Annotated in this window: 16 protein-coding genes; 4 read left to right on the top strand and 12 right to left on the bottom strand. The window is 56.5% G+C overall.

Annotated features, from left to right (window positions below):
* Positions 1-302 precede the first annotated feature (302 nt).
* From arsB to hflX, 8 genes are all read right to left on the bottom strand, one after another.
* A complete protein-coding gene (arsB, locus tag B088_RS04435; RefSeq protein WP_018107208.1) occupies positions 303-1,349 on the bottom strand; it encodes an ACR3 family arsenite efflux transporter in 1,047 nt (348 codons plus the stop codon).
* Between the two features lie 12 nt (positions 1,350-1,361).
* Positions 1,362-1,790 (bottom strand): arsenate reductase ArsC, encoded by a 429-nt coding sequence (locus B088_RS04430; protein WP_018107207.1) that lies wholly within the window; start codon positions 1,788-1,790, stop codon positions 1,362-1,364.
* Between the two features lie 91 nt (positions 1,791-1,881).
* Entirely contained in the window at positions 1,882-2,208 is a 327-nt protein-coding gene (locus tag B088_RS04425) for an ArsR/SmtB family transcription factor (RefSeq protein WP_018107206.1), read from the bottom strand.
* Positions 2,209-2,654: 446 nt separating this feature from the next.
* Positions 2,655-3,632 (bottom strand): alkaline phosphatase family protein, encoded by a 978-nt coding sequence (locus B088_RS04420; protein WP_018107204.1) that lies wholly within the window; start codon positions 3,630-3,632, stop codon positions 2,655-2,657.
* Positions 3,629-5,095 carry a cobyric acid synthase gene (locus B088_RS04415; RefSeq protein ID WP_025081998.1) on the bottom strand — a complete coding sequence of 489 codons (1,467 nt, stop codon included), beginning with the start codon at positions 5,093-5,095 and terminating at the stop codon, positions 3,629-3,631. The genes B088_RS04420 and B088_RS04415 overlap by 4 nt, the downstream gene beginning before the upstream one ends.
* On the bottom strand, positions 5,088-6,143 hold the full coding sequence (locus B088_RS04410) for a pyridoxal phosphate-dependent aminotransferase (RefSeq protein ID WP_018107202.1): 1,056 nt from the start codon (positions 6,141-6,143) through the stop codon (positions 5,088-5,090). Before B088_RS04410 ends, B088_RS04415 begins: the two co-directional genes overlap by 8 nt.
* A gap of 3 nt (positions 6,144-6,146) precedes the next feature.
* Positions 6,147-7,103, bottom strand: a complete 957-nt coding sequence (gene cbiB / locus B088_RS04405) for an adenosylcobinamide-phosphate synthase CbiB (RefSeq protein WP_018107201.1) — start codon at positions 7,101-7,103, stop codon at positions 6,147-6,149.
* A gap of 8 nt (positions 7,104-7,111) precedes the next feature.
* A complete protein-coding gene (gene hflX / locus B088_RS04400) occupies positions 7,112-8,326 on the bottom strand; it encodes a GTPase HflX (RefSeq protein ID WP_038973916.1) in 1,215 nt (404 codons plus the stop codon).
* A gap of 153 nt (positions 8,327-8,479) precedes the next feature.
* Here hflX and pyrB point away from each other — a divergent pair, with 153 nt between their 5' ends.
* From pyrB to B088_RS04380, 4 genes are read left to right on the top strand one after another with little or no spacing between them, the layout of a single operon-like run.
* The gene (gene pyrB, locus B088_RS04395) at positions 8,480-9,400 is read left to right on the top strand and encodes an aspartate carbamoyltransferase (RefSeq protein WP_018107199.1); all 921 of its coding nucleotides are present in this window, start codon (positions 8,480-8,482) and stop codon (positions 9,398-9,400) included.
* Positions 9,401-9,416: 16 nt separating this feature from the next.
* Entirely contained in the window at positions 9,417-9,887 is a 471-nt protein-coding gene (gene pyrI, locus B088_RS04390; protein ID WP_018107198.1) for an aspartate carbamoyltransferase regulatory subunit, read from the top strand.
* Positions 9,888-9,920: 33 nt separating this feature from the next.
* Entirely contained in the window at positions 9,921-10,523 is a 603-nt protein-coding gene (locus B088_RS04385; RefSeq protein WP_018107197.1) for a LemA family protein, read from the top strand.
* Between the two features lie 2 nt (positions 10,524-10,525).
* Positions 10,526-11,779, top strand: coding sequence for a TPM domain-containing protein (locus B088_RS04380; protein ID WP_018107196.1), 1,254 nt, complete (start codon positions 10,526-10,528; stop codon positions 11,777-11,779).
* A 26-nt stretch (positions 11,780-11,805) separates the two neighbouring features.
* Here the strand turns inward: B088_RS04380 and B088_RS04375 are convergent, their stop codons facing one another.
* The 4 genes from B088_RS04375 to B088_RS04360 form a co-directional block, all read right to left on the bottom strand.
* Positions 11,806-14,238, bottom strand: a complete 2,433-nt coding sequence (locus B088_RS04375; protein ID WP_018107195.1) for an endonuclease MutS2 — start codon at positions 14,236-14,238, stop codon at positions 11,806-11,808.
* A 2-nt stretch (positions 14,239-14,240) separates the two neighbouring features.
* Complete coding sequence (gene rseP, locus B088_RS04370) at positions 14,241-15,557, bottom strand: RIP metalloprotease RseP (RefSeq protein ID WP_018107194.1); 1,317 nt, start codon at positions 15,555-15,557, stop codon at positions 14,241-14,243.
* A 17-nt stretch (positions 15,558-15,574) separates the two neighbouring features.
* The gene (dxr, locus tag B088_RS04365; protein ID WP_018107193.1) at positions 15,575-16,735 is read right to left on the bottom strand and encodes a 1-deoxy-D-xylulose-5-phosphate reductoisomerase; all 1,161 of its coding nucleotides are present in this window, start codon (positions 16,733-16,735) and stop codon (positions 15,575-15,577) included.
* 321 nt (positions 16,736-17,056) lie between these two features.
* On the bottom strand, positions 17,057-19,228 hold the full coding sequence (locus B088_RS04360) for a DUF262 domain-containing protein (RefSeq protein ID WP_018107192.1): 2,172 nt from the start codon (positions 19,226-19,228) through the stop codon (positions 17,057-17,059).
* Positions 19,229-19,462: the final 234 nt, after the last annotated feature.

Raw genomic sequence — 19,462 nt, 5'->3', positions numbered from 1 at the left:
GGGTCCTCTTTCCCGCGGTCTTCGGCACTTCGTGCCTCGACACGCGGGCTAAACAGCGATGATCCCTCCGGGGCTTCGCCCCTGCGGGATCGGCAGGCGGGTGCAGTAGGGCTGGGATCAGTCGACAGGATTGCACAGCGACAGGGATTATCACTTCTTTACTTTAAGGCTCAAATGCGCCACCCCTGGCTCCGACCTAGATTCCGCATGATAGTCAAATTGACTATCATGCGGAATCTAGGTATATGAAAGTGGTCCAAGACTATCTGCGATAAAGTTAGATCAGGACTTTTGCCTTATTGTTATTCTGTAGCCGGAAACCAACTTCGTGTATTATTGGCAATCCTTACTAACATCAGCATTACCGGAACCTCGACCAGCACGCCCACCACAGTAGCCAATGCTGCCCCGGATTGTAAACCAAAAAGAGAAATAGCCACAGCAACCGATAATTCAAAGAAATTACTTGCTCCAATCATTCCGGCAGGTGCGGCAACTTCATGGGGTAGTTTCCACCATTTCGCCCAACCGTAAGCAACGAAGAAAATCAGAAACGTTTGCAACACAAGAGGAACTGCAATCAATAAGATATGCAGGGGATTGTTCAGTATCGTTTCTCCTTGGAATGAAAAGAGGATAATAAGCGTTAGTAGCAATCCGGCTACTGTGTAGTTATCAAACTTCCTTACGAATACGTTGTTGAAATATTCTACACCTTTGCGGCGGATAACCGTTATTCGGGTAATGACCCCCGCTGTAAGTGGTATCACAACAAACAGTCCTACTGATAGCAACAGAGTGTCCCACGGGATAGATACACCGCCAACTCCCAGCAAGAAGGCTACGATAGGGGCATACGCTACCAATATGATCAAATCGTTCACTGCCACTTGCACCAGTGTATAAGCGGCATCGCCCTTAGTAAGGTAACTCCACACGAACACCATAGCTGTACAAGGTGCAGCCCCCAATAATACCGCCCCGGCTAAATATTCTTCGGCTAATCCGGCAGGTATAAAGGCTTTGAAAACCACATAGAAGAATAAATAAGCTATTCCGAACATGGTAAATGGCTTTATCAGCCAATTTGTAACGCAAGTGACGATTATTCCTTTCGGACGCTTGCCGACATTCTTAACACTTTGGAAATCAACCTTGAGCATCATTGGATAAATCATTAACCAAATCAGGACTGCCACGGGTATAGAGACGTTGGCATATTCAAATTTGCTCAATGTTTGTGGAATTGCCGGAAGCCATTGTCCCACGGCAATTCCTATAATGATGCACAAGGCAACCCAGAGGGACAGGTATTTTTCGAAAAACCCAATTCCTTGTTTCTTTTCCATAACAACAACTATTTAGCTTATTTGTGGCTTTAATTCGTTCAGGTAGAAGTCATAGAAACGGGCTTTTATTTCATCCCGTACCCGATGAAACTCACTGCTTATATACTCCGGCGTGCCTGTTGCTTCCGAGGGATCGTCAAATCCTATGTGCAGTCTCTTTCCGACTTTACCAGAAAACACTGGGCAGCTTTCTTTTGTCCCACCGCAGACCGTAATAACATAGTCCCACTCCTGCCCTATATACAGGTCTACACTTTTAGGGATATGGTGAGCTATGTCTATACCCATTTCATCCATAACCTTTACCGCCATCGGATTAACCTTTTCAGCAGGTTTTGTTCCTGCCGAAAAGACATCCAGCTTATTGTCAAATGATTGTAGAAAGCCATGTGCCATTTGACTGCGGCAGCTATTCCCTGTACAAAGAATTAAAACCTTCATGTTATTAGTTATCTTTCCAAGCTATCAGGGCTGCATTTCCCTTGGACAATTCTTCTACTTTCTTGATCCAAACCAATTCATTTTGGTACTGTTAGTCACAGCACGATGTGCCTTTAGATTTACAGTCCCCTAAAAAAGCGGCAAACAATTTTCGGGCAAGTTCCCAATTCTCCAAGTTTATACAATACCGGACTTTGGGCGTTTCTATTTCCCCCTGAATCAAGCCAGCTTCTTTCAGCTCTTTCAAATGCTGCGACACGGTTGCTTTAGCAATAGGTAATTCATCGTGAATATCACCGAAGAAGCAACTATCTTGTTTTGCCAGAAAATCAAGAATAGCCATCCGTGCCGGATGTCCCATTGCTTTGGCAAACCGAGCAATCTGTTCCTGCTCTGCTGTATACTGTTTCTTCTTCACTTCAATTCCCCTTTCTTGTTCGCAAAGTTACGAACAATATTTGAATAGCCAAATAATACTGTATACTTCAACAGGGGTGACGCACTTGAGTGTTACAGTTAAGAAGTGGTCACCAATGCCAGGTTCGATCTCACCGACAGGTCAGGTTTACTATGTGGAGAAGACCGCAGAAGACGCAATTTTGGTCAGAAAGAGACAGGAAGAGACATGGAGAGACTCTGTGAGACAACTCCTCATGGGGGTGGTGCTATATTTGCACCACTGAAGCTTCTGCATAAGCGAGGTGATCGTCGCTCAGCCGAGGTGATGGGGGGAGCCACTGCTTCTCCTGCTACGTGCATTCTACATCCTCTGTCGGGCGTTTCGAGCTGTAGGAGGAGACTCTTAGGGGCGCACTTCGATAGGCAGATGGTGCGAACCGCAAGGCGCGCTTCGTTTCCGTATCTTCACAATGAGTTGAATTGTTTTCTGTATCCCTCATTACCCCTCAAATGCGTCATCCCTGAGCAGAGTATGGGCTGGGGGCCAGCGAGGTGGCAGCCGGTGGCGGGGTCGCAGCCGTGGTCGGAGGTGATGGTGAGGCGGTGGGGCGAGTGGAGGAGCAGGGGAAGGAGCTCGCTGTCTATGCGACGGAGAAAAGTCCTCTTCCCGGCTTCGGCTCGCCGGTGTCCCGCCTGGTCTGCACCATTGACATGCACGATCACCCGGTCGGTTCGTTCGGCAGCCTCCAGAGTGAGTTGCGCAAGGAGACCGAGGTCGGTGTCTGTATCTCCCGTGAGCGAGGGGTGGGTCACCGTATCCCAGTCGAGCATTTTTCCCAGTCCGAGTAGCACTTTCTCTGCCGCTATGATGACTGAAGGTTCCTGGAGCTGTGGGAGGGGGCAGCATACGCCTTTGTCCCAGACGATGAGCTGGTGTCGGGGTGTCGCCAGGTGGCTGAAGTAATCCCGGATGGCTTCATCACCCTCGGGAAGCAGTTCGCCCATCCCACCGGTGACGAAAGGGGTGGGCAGCGTGAGCCTCTCACAGAGGGAGCGACCCTCCCATAGGCGAAAGAGCCAGTGCCCCTGACCGAGGTCGTGTGGCTCAATGTCTACCGTGGTGTCCGTGGGGAGAGTAAAGGTTTCTGGCCTCTCCTGTCGATCGGGCTGTCCCTGCTCATCGATGTGGTACCAGCTGGCTCGGAACCAGAGGTCGTCCGGAGCCACCTCAAGCCCGGCACCATATGCCTCTACAACGGGGCGAATGTGGGGTGGGATCTCTCGGAGACCGAGGATACGCAGGGTGCAGGCTAGCGTCTCGGGATGTCCGCCCCGGGAGTAGTCGACAGGAGCGAGCCGCTGCATCGAGTCCATGGAGGGATAGTCGGCGATCCGGAAGCGCGGGTCAGTCATCCCGTCGATGATCAGCAGGATGTGGCTCATACCTTCCGATCGATGATCCGGTAGAGGAGGTCCATGTCGAGGGCCTGACGGACACCGTCAGCGAGGAGATCGTACTGCTGCTCCTTGTACGCCTTGAGGTCAAAGCGACGCAGGTCAGTCGGTATGCCGAGCCGCTCAGAGAGCCGGGCGATCAGCGCCTGCGAGATCTCGGGATGGTCGAAGAAGCTGTGGATATAGGTCCCGTAGACATTTCCTTCGCCCCTAAGCACCGGCGCCGTCTCTTGATCGGTGCAGCGACCGGTGTGGATCTCGTATCCGTCGTAGGCTTTACCGCTAAGGCAGAAGAGTTCGCCTGCAATCTCGCCGAGCCGACCGGTGGAGCGATGTTGCTCCTTCTCCCCACTAAAGAGCGTCCTGATGGGCAGCTGTCCCAGCCCCTTAATTCGCTCGATCGCCTCTGTCTCCAAGTGGTCCGGGTCGAGGATCTCCTCCCCGAGCATCTGGTAGCCGGCGCAGATCCCGATCGTCAGCCCTCCGTCGGCGATGTACTGCTGCAGTCGGTCTGCGAGACCGGAGGTGCGGAGCCACTCGAGGTCCTTCGTCGTGCAGGTGCTGCCCGGTATGATCGCCAGTGCCGGTTCGCCGAAGTCCTCCGGATCCTTGATGTACCGCACGGAGACACCGTCGTAGAGCTCCAGCGGAGAGTAGTCGGAGAAGCAGGCGATATGCGGCAGGTGCATCACGACGATGTCGATCGGCTTTCGGGGCTTGTGGGCGGTGAGATTGTCGGAGAGACTGTCCTCGTCCTCCACGTCCACGTCGATGTGAGGGATCACGCCCACCACCGGCACGCCGCAGAGCTCCTCGAGGGTTGCGAGCCCCGGACGGAGGAGGTCGAGATCTCCCCTAAACTTATTGATCAGGAGCCCCTTCAGCCGCTTCTTCTCCTCGGGGCGAAAGAGAACAGCGGTGCCGTAGAGCTGGGCAAAGATCCCGCCCCGGTCTATGTCGCCAACGATTAGCACCGGTGCGTCCACTAGTTCGGCAAGCCCCATATTGACGATGTCCTGCCTATTTAGATTGAGCTCCACCGGGCTGCCGGCACCCTCGATCACCATAATGTCCGCCTCTGCGGCAAGGCTGTTGTACGCCCGGAGCACCTCGGGGATGAGCCGAGAGCGCTCTCGCATATACTCACCGGCGGGTAGCACTGCGACCTGACGGCCATTGACGACCACCTTACTGCTGTGGTCGGAGTTGGGCTTCAGCAGGATCGGATTCATCCGCGTATCGGGTCGAATACCGCACGCCTCCGCCTGAACCACTTGCGCACGACTCATCTCCCCGCCGTCACCGGTGATGCAGGAGTTGAGCGCCATATTTTGGCTTTTGAAGGGGGCGACCCTGTAGCCGTCCTGGTGGAGGATACGACAGATACCGGCAGCCACAAGGCTCTTCCCGGCATTGGACATGGTCCCCTGGATCATAAGGTTCTTAGCCATGGCACTTCAGTATAGTAGATAAGGTGTTGAGTAAAACTTTATTCTCCTCCTCCGGACGGACGGCGATGCGGTACCAACCGTCGGAGAGCCCGTGGTAATTGGCGCAGTTGCGGATCAGTATCCCCCTTTGCTCCAGCTCTGCATCCAGCCCCATCGGTCCCCGAAAGAGGAGAAAATTGGCCTCCGATGGGAGCACCTCCAGCCCCAGATCCTTAAGACCCGCACTGAGTGCCGCCCTTTGCTCGTAGATCTTCGCTCGGGACTCGATGAGGAAGTCGCTCCGCCCCGCAGCCACAGTCCCGGCCCGCTGAGCCGGAACGGAGACATTCCACGGCTGCGAGAGACGGCTCATCCGCGCGAGCAGGCGGCTGTTAGCGGTCATGCAGTAGCCGAGGCGAAGTCCGGCGAGACTGTGACTCTTGGTAAAGGCGTTGAGAATCATTAGTCCCGAGTAGCGCGGTAAGTCTGAAGTGCGGCTCTCCCGCCGGTCAGCGAGGTCAATGAAGCACTCGTCGATCAGCACCGCTATCCCTCTTTCATCACAGCGTGCCAGGATCCGGTCAAGCAGCGAGGGGCTGATGAGCCGTCCGGTAGGGTTATTGGGGTTGCAGAGAACCAGCAGATCCGGCTGCTCCTCATCTAGTCGGTCGAGAACCGACTCCTGCCAGACGAAACCGCTCTCACGCGTCAGCACCACATCTCTCACCTCACACCCTGCAGCGGTGAGACTGCGACGGTACTCGGAGAAGGTGGGCGCCGCCTCCAGTGCCGTCTTCGGTCGCAGGGCGCGGACGTAGAGGTCGATCAGCTCTGCCGCTCCATTGCCACAGAGGATGTACTCCGTCGGCAGCTGCTCCTTACGAGCAATCGCCCGCACCAGCTCACGGCAGTAGGGATCCGGATAGTGGTCCAGCTCACCTCGGCTGCCGAGTGCCGCCTCGACCACCTCGGGGAGAGGGCCAAAGGGATTGGTATTGACCGAAAAGTCCAGCCGGATCGATCGGCTGTAGCGATCCCCGCCGTGGGGATAGTCCTCCTCGTAGAGCATGGGTCAGTGGATGATCAGATAGGTTATGGAGCCAAAGATCAGCAGCGAGAGGATCGCCGTCGCCGTCGCCACGCGACAGCTGCGGCTGATGTCCTGCGGCTCGATGGGGCGAAGTGGATCGCCGATGAAGGGCTTGTGGTGAATATGTCCGCCATAGCTGGCATCGCCTGCCAGCTGCACCCTCAGCAGTCCCGCCATGACCGACTCGGTGTGGGCGGAATTGGGGCTGGCGTGCTTGTATCTGTCTCGACGGAACACTCGCCACCCCTGACGACCGTCCAGCCCGAGGAGCAAACCGGCAAGCAGCATCATGAGCGCACTGAGCCGTGCGGGGAGGTAATTGAAAAAGTCATCGGCACGCGCGGCAAAGCGTCCGAAGTGGGTGTACGGCTCATCAATGTAGCCGATCATGGAGTCCATCGTATTCACCGCCTTGTAGGCGATACCGAGAGGCGCCCCACCGAGAAAGAGGAAGAGGAGTGGTGCCACGATGCCGTCGGAGGTATTCTCCGCCACCGTCTCCACAGCAGCCTTGGTGACCCCCTCGGCGGAGAGACTCTCCGTGTCCCGCCCGACGATCATCGAGACCGCACGGCGCGCCTCAGGGAGATTCCCGTGGAGGAGAGGTTGTTCCACCTTGCGAGCCTCCGTGACGAGAGAGCGGGTCGCCAGCACCTGCCAGCACAGGATGCTCTCCACTGCCATCCCCAGGATAGGGTGTATGGCTGTAGCGAGGAAAATCACGAGGGCGCAGAGCCCACCGCTCACCGACACGACGATGAGCCAGAGCAGGAGCCCGGCTCGATAAGCCTCCCCCGGCGTCTGCCCGTCCCGTCTCAGCCACCGCTCCAGCCGACTGATCAGCCGCCCTATGGCGATGACCGGATGGGGCATCCATCGTGGGTCACCGAGGCAGAGGTCGAGGAGAAATCCGATGACGACAGGGAGGAGGTGGTTCATCCCGGGAGTCAGTAGAGGAAGTCGTTGTAGGGATAGCGGGTGACGTGGATCTCCTTAGCTCGGTCATAGAGCAGCTCCTTCAGCTCACTCATACCCTGACCGGTCTTGGCAGAGACGAAGGCGACGTCGCTCTCGCCCATATGCGCCATCCAGGTCTTTTCCAGATCCTCGAGGGAGAGGTTTTCCTTCGTCGCCGGGGTGAGGTCGTCCGGATCCTTCTCCACGTAGGAGTAGTCATCGATCTTGTTGAAGACCAGGATGACCGGCTTCTTCTCCCCCTCCAGCAGCTCCTCGAGCGTCTTAGAGACCACAGCGATCTGATCCTCAAAGGCGGGGTGCGAGATGTCCACCACATGGAGCAGAAGGTCCGCCTCGCGCACCTCATCGAGGGTGGACTTGAAGGACTCGATCAGCTCTGTCGGGAGCTTGCGGATGAAGCCGACGGTATCGGAGAGGAGGAAAGGAAGATTCTTGATCACCACCTTGCGCACCGTCGTGTCAAGGGTGGCAAAGAGGCGGTTGTCGGCAAAGACCTCGCTATTGGAGAGCGAATTCATGATCGTCGACTTGCCGACGTTGGTGTAGCCGACGAGTGCCACACGCACGAGGGCACCGCGGTTTTTCCGCTGCGTCTGCTTCTGCTTGTCGATCTTCGTAAGGTCGTCCCGCAGCTTGGAGATGCGCCGCTTGATCAGCTGGCGGTCGGTCTCCAGCTGCGTCTCACCCGGTCCGCGCATATTGGTTCCACCACCGCGCTGGCGGTCGAGGTGGGTCCACATACGGGTCAGGCGAGGCAGCATATAATTGTACTGCGCTAGCTCCACCTGCGTCTTGGCGTAGGCGGTGCGGGCATGGTCGGCAAAGATGTCGAGGATCAGGCTGGTACGGTCACGAACCGGCACCTTGCACGCCTTCTCGATCGTATTAATCTGCACGGCGGTCAGCTCATCGTCCACGATGACGAGATCAAGCTTCTCCCGCTCGATCAGCTCAGCGCACTCCTCAAGCTTACCGCTCCCGAGGTAGGAGCCGGACTTGGGTGCGTCGAGGTTCTGCGTCATCGTCGCAGCAGCGGTGATGCCATCAGTCATGGCGAGGAAAGCGAGCTCGTCTAAGTAGTCTCGCGTCTGGCGCTCTGTCTGCTCAGGAGTGGAGACCCCGATGAGCAGGGCGCGTATCTCCTCCTTATTATCCTTAGGAGTAAGGTTCTTTTCGTCTATCATTACCACAAAAGTACAAAATAAGACCATAGGAAAGGATCCCCCTTCAGACCATTTTCTTTTACCGGTACCTCATGCGGGAAGGAATAGAGGCTCGTGGATTTGGCGAATAATGCTACATTTGTAAGAGAAAAGAATCATATAGAGTATGCGACTATGAATCAAAACAGTCTCTATTCGATCAATCAACTCTCTGAGGAGGAGATTCTTCGGATCCTGGACATGGCAGAGTGCTTCGAGCGTCAGCCCAATCGTGACTTCCTACAGGGTCGCGTGGCGGCGACGCTTTTTTTTGAGCCCTCCACGAGGACGCGCCTCAGCTTCGAGACCGCTGTCAATCGCCTACGCGGCCGGGTGATCGGCTTCTCCGATGCCCGTGCCAGCAGCACGTCTAAGGGCGAGAGCCTGCACGATACGATCAAGATGGTCTCCAACTACGCCGACCTGATCATCATGCGCCACTTCCTCGAGGGGGCAGCGAAGTATGCCAGCGAGGTGACTGAGATCCCGATCATCAATGCCGGTGATGGCGCCAATCAGCACCCCTCGCAGACGATGCTCGACCTCTACTCGATCCGCAGGACACAGGGCGGGCTGGAGGATCTCACGATCACGATGGTGGGGGATCTGCGATTTGGGCGCACGGTCCACTCGCTGATCGAGGGGATGAATTACTTCCGCCCCCACTTCATCTTCGTCTCCCCCGATATGCTGGCCCTGCCGGCGGAGTACAGGGACTACTGCGATGAGCACCATATCCCGACGGAGTACTCTCACGAGCTGACACCTGAGATCATCGCCCAGACTGACATCCTCTATATGACGCGGATCCAGCGGGAGCGCTTTACGGACGATGAGGATTACGAGGCGGTGAAGGACTCCTTCATCCTCCGAGCCGATATGCTCCGTCCCGCCAAGGAGACGATGCGCGTCCTTCACCCCCTACCGAGGGTCAATGAGATCGCCATGGATGTGGATAAGACAAAGTATGCCTACTACTTCACACAGGCACAGAATGGTCTCTATGTCCGTGAGGCTCTTATCTGCCGAGCCCTTGATATCCCTGTCACCGAGTAACCAATGCACGAGTATTATGACTAAAGTAGAGAAAGGTCAGCTGCGGGTCAATGCGATCAAGAATGGGTCGGTCATCGACCATATCCCTGTGGAGCACCTCTTCAAGGTGGTCCGCCTCCTCCACCTCGACAGCCTCGACGTACCTATCACCATCGGGCAGAACCTCCGCAGCAAGCGGATCGGACAGAAGGGGATCATCAAGGTGGAGGATAAGTTCTTCACCGAGGAGGAGCTCAATCGCCTCGCCCTCGTCTCGTCAGAGATCGTGATCAATGTGATCCGTGAGTACGAGGTGGTGGAGAAGAAGCACGTCACCCTGCCGGACGACATTTGCGGTCTCGTCCGGTGCCCCAATCCTAAGTGTATCACCAATAACGAACCGATGAAGAGCGCCTTCCGCCTCCTCGATCGGGAGCAGGAGATCATGCAGTGCGAGTACTGCACCCGCAAGGTGCACCGCGGCGAGATCGTCCTTTGCGATGAGTAAATAAGAGTATAAACCCCTAACAATAGAGTAATCATGAGTAAGAGTAATAAAGGTAGCCTGATAGCCATTGTTGTCGTCATCCTGCTTGTCCTCTGGGCGGTCGTCGCCGGCATCAGCTTCAATAATAAGGCGGTGCAGCAAGAGGAGGGCGTGCGCCAGGCGTGGAGCCAGGTGGAGAATCAGTACCAGCGTCGCGCTGACCTGATCCCCAATCTCGTCAATACGGTAAAGGGCTATGCCACCCATGAGCGTGAGACGCTGGAGGGCGTCGTGGAGGCACGTGCCAAGGCGACCCAGATGACTGTTGACCCGACGAAGATGACCCCCGAGGATCTTGCTGCCTATCAGCAGGCTCAGGGTGAGCTCTCCCAGGCTCTCGGCCGACTGCTTGCCGTCTCGGAGCGCTACCCGGATCTGAAGGCGAATGAGAACTTCAAGGCTCTCCAGGTACAGCTTGAGGGAACGGAGAACCGCATCTCTACGGAGCGGAAGCGCTTCAATGAGGTGACGCAGGAGTACAATACCTTTGTCCGCAAGTTCCCCAATAACATCTTTGGCTCTATCCTGGGCTTCAAGGCTAAGCCTTACTTTGAGTCTGTCGCCGGCGCGGATCGTGCCCCTGAGGTGAAGTTCTGACCGTGAAGCGGTTCTTTCTCCTTCCCCTTACCCTGCTCCTGCTGCTCCTCTCCGGGGTGGCAAGGGCTGAGGTGCGGGACTACAGACCGGAGGATGTGCCTAATGTCCAGAAGCAAGACTACCGACGCTTCGTAAGCGACCCGGAGGGGTACTTCACGCCGGAGGAGCGGTCGGAGATAGACCGAGCTCTCTACGATCTGAGAGAGCGGCACACCGTGGAGGCGGTGCTGGTGGTGCTGCCGGCGATTGAGAATGATGACCCGGAGACCTTTACGGAGGAGCTCTTCCGCCTCTGGGGACTCGGTAAGGCCGAGGATGATAATGGTCTGCTGATCCTCTATGTGACCCAGAGACGTCGACTGATCCGCTTCGAGACCGGGTATGGCCTGGAGGGAGCTCTGCCAGATGCCGCTACCTACGGTATCTCTCAGCGGATTCTCATCCCGGGGATCAAGGAGGGAAGGTCCAAGGAGGCTTTCCTCGCCGGGATCAGTCAGATAGACACCTATCTCAGCGAGGGGTACGATCCCTCAAATGACGGGAACGTCGACTACACCGATGATGAGATGAGCGACGAGGATCTGCTGACGATCTTTGCCGGCTACGGGATCCTCTCTGTCTTGGTGGCGGTTCTGGCTCTGCTGGGACTCTTCGGGCGGGTCCGTCTGGGAGGAACGCCGGCGGAGAAGTACTCCATCCTCAGGCGAAGAGGGTCGGAGGTACTCCCGATGGCGATAGGTTTCCTGCCGGGATTTCTCCTGATCTTCCTGCCCGTATATCTATGGCTGAAGTCGAAGTGGCAGCGTCGCCTCAAGGACTGCCCCTACTGCGGCTCTCACGGTACCATCACCCGACTGAGGTATCCTAATAACTTATCATATCTCAATGCCGGAGAGGCTCTTGAGGAGAAGCTTCGGAGTGTCGCCCATCCGGTGCTGGTCTGTGATCAGTGCCACCGGTCGCAGGTGATGAGCCTCGATAGAGACTCCCGGGAGTACTATCGCTGTCCCTCCTGCGGGGTGAAGGCTTACCACGCCGCCGTCTCCGTCAATGCTTATGGCAGACAGGTGACGGTCGGCAAGTGTGAGCACTGCGGTCATACCGATCGGGCAGAGCGTATCCGCCGTCGGGGCAGCGGCTTCGGTCCGGTGATCTGGGGTGGAGACTTTGGAGGCGGAGGCTTTGGCGGCGGGGACTTCGGCGGTGGTTTCGGTGGAGGAGCCTCAGGTGGAGGTGGCTCCACGTCTGACTTCTGACTCTTTTCCTTTCTACAAAGGAAGCGTCAGCCGATGTGTACGACCGTGATGCCTGCCCCTCCGAGATCAGCACGCTCGTCCTCGTAGGAGGCGACGTGCGGGTGATCCGACAGCAGCTCGCGGATCGACTGACGGAGCGCTCCCGTGCCGGTGCCGTGGAGGATCCTGACGGTACTCATGCCGTAGCTCACTGCTTCGTCAAGAAATCCGGTCACTGCCCGGAGGGCTTCGTCGACGCGCTGGCCACGACAGTCGAGGAGGGGCTTGAAGGCTAACCTGCGCTCATCCGACTGCATCTCCACCACCTTGGGCGGCTCCTTGTGGATGATTGTCTGCTTGCGGATCGTGGGGGTGAGCTTAGAGAGTGGCACGGTGACGGTGATGCTTCCGAGGGAGACGCGTGCCTCCTTCCCCTTGATCTCGGTCACTTCGCCCACCGTATTTCCCCCCTCGAGTGTCACCCCGGTGCCGACGGTGATCGCCTCTCTTGATACGTTGCTCTTTTTCTGCTCCCGCTTCTCCTTTGGTTGCACCCTCTGCTCAAGTGAGGTGCGCTTATTGTCCAGCTTTTGCCGAGCCTTCTTTGTCCGCTCCTTATCCGCCTTCGAGGTCTTGATGTCGCGGATCGTCTTCTCCACCGCTGCGTTGGCTGACGAGACGATGTCCAGAGCTTCCTGATGCGCCTTTGAGAGGACGCTCTCACGCTTGGACTGGAGGGCGTCGAGCTTCTGCTGGAGTCGGATGCGCTCCTCCTCGAGCTCCTTCTCCCGCTTGTGTACCTCCGACCGCTTACGACCCCAGTAGGCCTTGTCGCGCATGATGTCTTGGAGGTACTTGTCCTGCAGCATGAAGTCCTCTCCCACCTGCTCTGAGGCGTAGTCGAGGATCACCTCCGGGAGACCAATGCTCCGTGCGATCTCTATGGCAAAGGAGCTCCCCGGCTGGCCGATCACCAGCTGGTACAGCGGCTGGATCCGCTGCCGGTCGAAGAGCATCGCCCCATTGATCAGTCCGTCGTGCGTCGAGGCGTAGTCCTTCAGGTTGCCGTAGTGGGTCGTCACCACGCCATAGGCGCCCATGAGTCTGAATTGCTCCAGTGCACCCTCAGCAATTGCCCCACCGATAGTCGGCTCAGTCCCGCTACCAAACTCGTCGATCAGCAGCAGTGTCTTGTCCGTGGCGTTTCGGGTGAAGAACTTGATATTCGTCAGGTGGCTCGAGTAGGTGGATAGGTCGTCCTCAAGCGACTGCTGGTCACCGATGTCGATGAAGATCTTGTCAAAGAGCATCATCACGCTGTGGTCCTGCATCGGCACGGCGAGGCCACACTGTAGCATATACTGAAGCAGTCCTACGGTCTTAAGGGTGATCGACTTACCTCCCGCATTTGGTCCCGAGACGATGAGGATCCGATCCTCCGGAGAGAGCTTGATGTCGAGCGGGACGAGAGATCTCCCCTCCTCACGCAGGTGTTTCTCGAGGAGAGGGTGACGCGCCTTCCACCACTCCATACGTTGCTCTCCCGTCTCGATCACCGGCACCACCGCATCCATTTCCCCGGCGAGGAGTACCTTGGCGTGGACGAAGTCGAGGATCCCGAGGATCGTGATGTCGTCGCGCACCGTGTCGAGCCAGGGGCGAAGTCGGTCGGCAAAGGCGTGGAGGAGGCGGAGGATCTCCTGTCGCTCCTCGCCCTCCTTCTCCCTTATCTCATTGTGCAGCAGCACCACCTCCTCCGGCTCCACGAAGAGCGTCTTGCCGGTCGCCGACTCCTCGTAGACGATGCCGCGGATGTCGCGCTTATTGCCGGGGTTGATAGGTAGAAGGAGACGGCCATCGCGCATCACGGCGGAGGCATCAGCATCGACCCAGCCCTGCTGCCGGGCATGACGGAGGACACGCTGCATCGTAGCCCCAAGCGAACCCTCGAGAGAGCGGATCGCTCGGCGGATACTCCGTAGCTCGTCCGATGCGCCATCGGGTATCTCCCCGTCGTCACCGATCAGCCGGTGAAGCTCCAGCCTCAGCTCCTCCAGTGGCTCCAGTCGCCCTATCAGACGGTGGAGGAGCGGGTAGTCCTCAGCTTCATCCTCCGTCATGAGACTAGCAGTGTCTGCAGTGGCATCCAGCATCTCACGGAGAGCGCGCAGCTGCTCCGACTCCAAGTAGGACCCCTCCGGCCGCACGCCCTTGATCGCTGACCGGAGTGCCCCGAAGCCCCAGGAGGGTAGGGTGCGACTGTCGCAGAGCTCCTGCATCTCCGTCACCCGCCTCAGCTCCGTCCTCAGTTCTCTTGACGCAGAGTCCATGAAGTGCATCCGAGACACCAAGTAGCGGGACACCTCATTGGAGCAGTGGTGGAGCAGCCTCTCCCGGAGGGCGGAGAAGCCGAGCTTGGTCGACTCCACATCCTCCACAGAGGGGTAGATGGGAGACTTATCGTCGGTACGCTTGCGCATGGTCAGAAGAGGAATCGGATCACATCAGCCACATTGGCATAGATCATAAGGAGGAAGAGCAACCCGATGCCGACCAGCTGAATGTAGTACATATACTTATAAGGGATCTGCCGCCGCGTGATCATCTCCAGAAGTAAGAAAAAGATATGTCCGCCGTCGAGTCCGGGGATAGGGATCAGATTCATCACCGCGAGGATAATCGAGAGGAATGCGGTCATGGTCCAGAAGGATAGCCAGTTCCATACCGGTGGGAAGAGGCTCCCGATGGTCCCGAGACCTCCGATGCTCTTAGCTCCCTGCGGCGTGGCGACATACTTCAGCTGGTCCACGTACCCGGTCAGGAGCTGCCAGGAGCGGGAGACGCCCCTGGGTAGTGCCTCGAAGAAGCCGTACTCCTCATGTATTTTCCCAAAAGCCCTGCCCGGATCGGCGGAGAACATGATCCCAAGCCCATCCTCCGGATCTGCATAGACCGGTAGCTGGAGCGTCTCCTTACCTCGACGCAGGGTGAGTAGGAGGGTATCTCCACGAAGCTCCTTTACGGCGGGCAGCAGACCGGAGAGCTTCATCGGTGTGCCATTAAGTGCCAGCACCTCATCGCCGGCGAGGACTCCTGCTCGGGCGGCATTGGATCCGGTAAGGACAGAGTCCGCGACACTCGGGAGATCGATGTAGAAGAGTGCGCTATCGGTCTCCAGCATCGCCGGGATCAGGTCTACCGGTACGGCGAGGTCCACCCGGCTCCCCTTTCGCACCACCGTTAGAGTCTCTGCATTGGCGATCTCCTGGACGAGAGAGCCATCAAAGTACTCAATCTCCTTTCCGTCCAGTGCGTAGGGGCGGTCCCCATCCTGCAGTCCCATGCGGTGTCCCACACTGGAGTAGGTGAGCGCATCCCCGACGCCCTCCATCGGTATGTGGTCCACGCCGTAGTGGTAGGAGAGACCCCAGTAGATCAGGATTGCCATCAGGACGTTGTTCAGTATGCCACCTGCCAGCACAAGGAGCCGCTGCCACTTCGGCTTGGCTCTAAACTCCCACTCCTCCGGTTCGCTGGGCACACCTGTCTCAGCCTCCTGCTCATCGATCATACCCTCGATGGCGCAATAGCCGCCGAGGGGCAGCCAGCCGATGCCGTACTCTGTCTCGGACCCCTTTGGTTTCCACTTCCAGAGGGCAAACTTCCAGTCAAAGAAAAGGTAAAACTTGGAGACACGGATGCCGAAGAGCTTGGCCCACAGGAAGTGTCCCAGCTCGTGGAAAAATACCAGCAGTGAGAGCGAGAGAAGTAGCTGAATTATGCGTATGAGGATTCCCATATATAGATAGTGCGTGATTAGTGTCGAGGACTCCAGCCCTCGGCCAGCTTGCGAGTCTCGGTGTCGCAGCCCTCGAGCATCTCGAGAGAGACGGCGTTGCGCTGAGGCATGCGATCGAGACAGTGGCTGATCAGCTCGGGGATGTCCGTAAAGCGAATATCTCCGCGGAGGAAGCGGCGGACTGCCACCTCGTTGGCCGCATTGAGGACGCAGGGGGAAGTGCCGCCCTCCTCGATGGCGCGGTATGCGAGGTCGATGCAGGGGAAGGCATCCCGTCGGGGACGCTCAAAGGTGAGGCTGCTCAGCTGCTCGATCGTCGGGAGATCCGTCAGGCTGCTTAGTCGGCGGGGGAAGAGTAGGGCGTAGGCGATCGGTACCCGCATATCCGGCAGTCCCAGCTGCGCCTTGACCGCTCCATCGCGGAAGCCCACCATAGAGTGAACGATGCTCTGCCTGTGGACGCAGATCTCGATGTCCCGGGGTGCTACGCCGAAGAGGTGGTGCGCCTCGATCATCTCCAGCCCCTTATTCATCATAGAGGCGGAGTCTATCGTCACCTTGTTGCCCATGTCCCAGTTTGGGTTCCGGAGCGCTTGCTCAGGAGTCACCTCACGGAGTTGCTCCTTGGTGAGGTCGACAAATGGTCCCCCTGAGGCGGTGAGGTAGATCTTGGCAACGTCGCCATGCCTCTCACCGACAATGCACTGATAGATGGCGGAGTGCTCTGAGTCTACCGGCAGGATCACGCCTGCATTCTCCCGCGCCAGGCGGCTGATCAGCTCGCCACCGACGACGAGGGATTCTTTATTGGCGAGAGCTACCAAGCGACCATTCTTGATCGCCTCGATGGTGGGGCGGAGCCCGGCAAAGCCGACGATGGAGGAGAGGACAATATCGGTGTCGTAGGAGCCGGCTACCTCCAGCACCGCCTCACGACCCGCCTTCACCTCGGTGTCGGTATCGCGTAGGGCCTGCTTGAGCTCCTTGTATAGCTTCTCCTCCCCCGTCACCACGACACGAGGGCGGAAGCGGAGTGCCTGTTCCACAGCTACCTTCACGTTGGACCCAAATACCAAAGCCTCCACAGCCAGCTCATCACAGTGTCGGTCGATCACCTCAAGTGCCTGGGTGCCGATCGAGCCGGTACTCCCCAGCAGCGTAACTTTCTTCTGCGCCATATCTCTCTTATCTATAATACGGTCGCAAAGTTACCAAAAGATACCGCTCTCCAGTCCACTTCACCGCCGGCCGGGAGGAAGTCAAACGAATGCCCCTCCACGCAAGCATCAAATTATTACCGGTATTAGTGATCACTATAGTCGGTATTAGTCCAAACTAATACCGGTAATAGTCAAAGCTAATACCGGTATTAGAAACGATGGCTTACTTCTCGCTGAGAAGTAGCTTGTTAGGGCCTCTCTATCGAGATAGTGATTTTGGCACTCTGAGGGCTGTTTATTAGCGGTTGTTCTGCTGATTGGTTTGACTCTAAGTGTAGCTTAGTCGAGGAGATCGAGGGGAAGCCTCTTGTCCTCGGATCCTGAGTCCTCTTTCTTATCCACGGTTATCTTGGACTTGGCGGGCAGCTTGACGTAGAATACCAAGTCCTCTTGGTCGATCCCACACTCGTCGAAGAGAATCTGCAGCTGGAAGCGCTTGCTGGTGTTACTTAGAGCAGTCTTCAGATAAACATTTTGACCAAGTCTCCTGAAGTCCAAGGGGTACTTCTGTCCCTCCAACGAGTCTGTGAAGTAGCTAAACTTATTCTCCGCACATAGTCTGCGGAGAGTCTCCGGGTATTGAGCATACAGCAGCTCGGCAACCTTGGTTAGCATCTCGACCCATAGACTGCACTCGTGTGTCTCACCTTGGTAAGAAAAGGCGGTGAGTATCTTGTACGTGAGACTCTCATCGTCACTGAGCCTGATCTCTACCACGTCGTCCTCCCTCGGAGCAAAGTCGGTCTCCGGCATCGGCCATAGCTGTATGAGTCGATCGTAGATCCACTCCTGCCTCCTCTGGATCGACGACTCATCCCAGTGATCATGGGTGCAGACCTCTTGGGTGATGGCAAACTTGCTGTCCCTGTATCCCTTTACTAGCTCCCCTTTTGCCGTGACGTACCCGTTCTTTTTCTCGTCAAAACTCCTATTGCCGTAGTCTGAGTTGTAGCCGGTGAGGGTGATATTCGCCAGTGTATGGAGGTACTCCGCATGTACTCTCTCGTAGTCCTCACCCAGACTCTTCCGCCAGTCGGGGGTAAGCTTCTGAGGCATGATGTGCTCTATCGAGATCGTCCCCTCGATTAAGCCACGTATGATGTCGATGCTCTCCTTCCCATCCTCGTTCTCCAGTCTCTCGAGGAGGAAGTTCCGGTAGCTCTTCGTGATGAGATAGACCTGTCGCTTCCCGAGCCGATCCTTTAGCTCAGTATCGTCCGGGAATTTCGCCTTCCCCGTCTTGGACAGGACGATATACTTGAGGACCTCATGGTAGGGTATCTGACGCTCATCAGACTTCTCCCGCATACGGTAGACATCGCGGTGGAGCGTACAGAAGATCTTAGTCATCGAGTTGGCCGGGTAGTCGCATATGATCCTCCTGGCCCACCAGTTCTCTATGAGACTCAGAGCCTGGTAAGCTTCTTCTGTCGATATCAGACCTTTGCTTCGATCGCTGAGGAGGTCCATATAGTAGGAGGAGCCAACCTCAGATCCAATATTACCCAGGTGCTGCAGCTTAGTATTGAGAGATTTGTCATCCGTGTCGGCGTTAATGACCTGTCGGTAGTACCTCGAGTAGTACTCCATTTCCCTCATCTCCTCCTCCCGGCTGTTACTCCCGGAGCTGAAGTAGTGCTTGAAGTCGTAGTACAGTCCCGACAGACTGGCGATCCTGCCTGTCCTGATACTTAGGTAGTCTCTGATAAATCGTGTGGGTTCAGAGCCTGTGTTATACTCGATCACCCGCCAGTACTTACGGTAGCACCTCTCCTGCTCCTCTGTAGAGAGGGACATAAGGAGGAAGTTGCGCACCTTGTCTGCCTCACTTAGGTCGAGACCGGTAGAGTTGAGGCTCTCAAAGATCATCTGAGGATCATCCTTGTCGCTGAGGTATATGAAGATAATGGTCAGCCTAAAGAGTGCATCCTTGATGTCCTCTAAGGAGTGCTCTCCGGACTTTATACGCTGATAGAAGTATCTGTAGTTGGCTGTGAGATTGGACTCCTGGACAAACTGATCCTCAGGCATCGACGCCAGAGCCCGCAGCGCTTGCCGGTCTTTCTCTATGGGGATCAGGCGGAGGTGATCCGGATCTTTATTGTAGTCGATGAAGATGTTATTGACCTCCAGCTCATCTATCTCTCGGACGTCGCGGTACGTGATGTCACCATCCTTCGCAGCTCTGCATAGCGCGATGATGATGAGGGTTATGGTGGTGATACGCTGCTGACCATCTATGATCAGCCAGTCGTCATTCTCTCCCTTGGCGACGATACTCCCAAAGAAGTGAGACGGGCGGTCAGGGTGCTTGACGAGATCCATCAGGTCCTTCCATAACTGCTCGCACTGATGCTCTCCCCAGTCGTAATTCCTCTGGTATACGGGTATCCTGAAGGTCGAGTGGTAGTTTCTCAGGCGCTTCATGATCTGCTCTGCGTTACCATCCATAGTCGTTATCTAAGTGTAAGTTGATATAAGTGGCTCCACAAATGTAGTTATTTGTTGGATTAGCCTCCTTCAGTCCGATGGTGTCCCTCTATCTTTCGAGTGTAGTGATGGACTTAGCTCTGTTTCTGCTTGGATCAAGTGGATATTAAGGTGTTGGGGATATGGAGGAATAGGAAAATTGTAGTACATTTGCGGTCGCAAGTCATAATTAGTCCGATAACATTTACATAAGAC

The sequence above is a fragment of the Porphyromonas bennonis DSM 23058 = JCM 16335 genome, from assembly GCF_000375645.1.
Taxonomy (GTDB): Bacteria; Bacteroidota; Bacteroidia; order Bacteroidales; family Porphyromonadaceae; genus Porphyromonas_A; species Porphyromonas_A bennonis.
The sequence above is the reverse complement of the archived record's forward strand: the minus strand, read 5'-3'. Positions and strand labels throughout refer to the sequence as shown.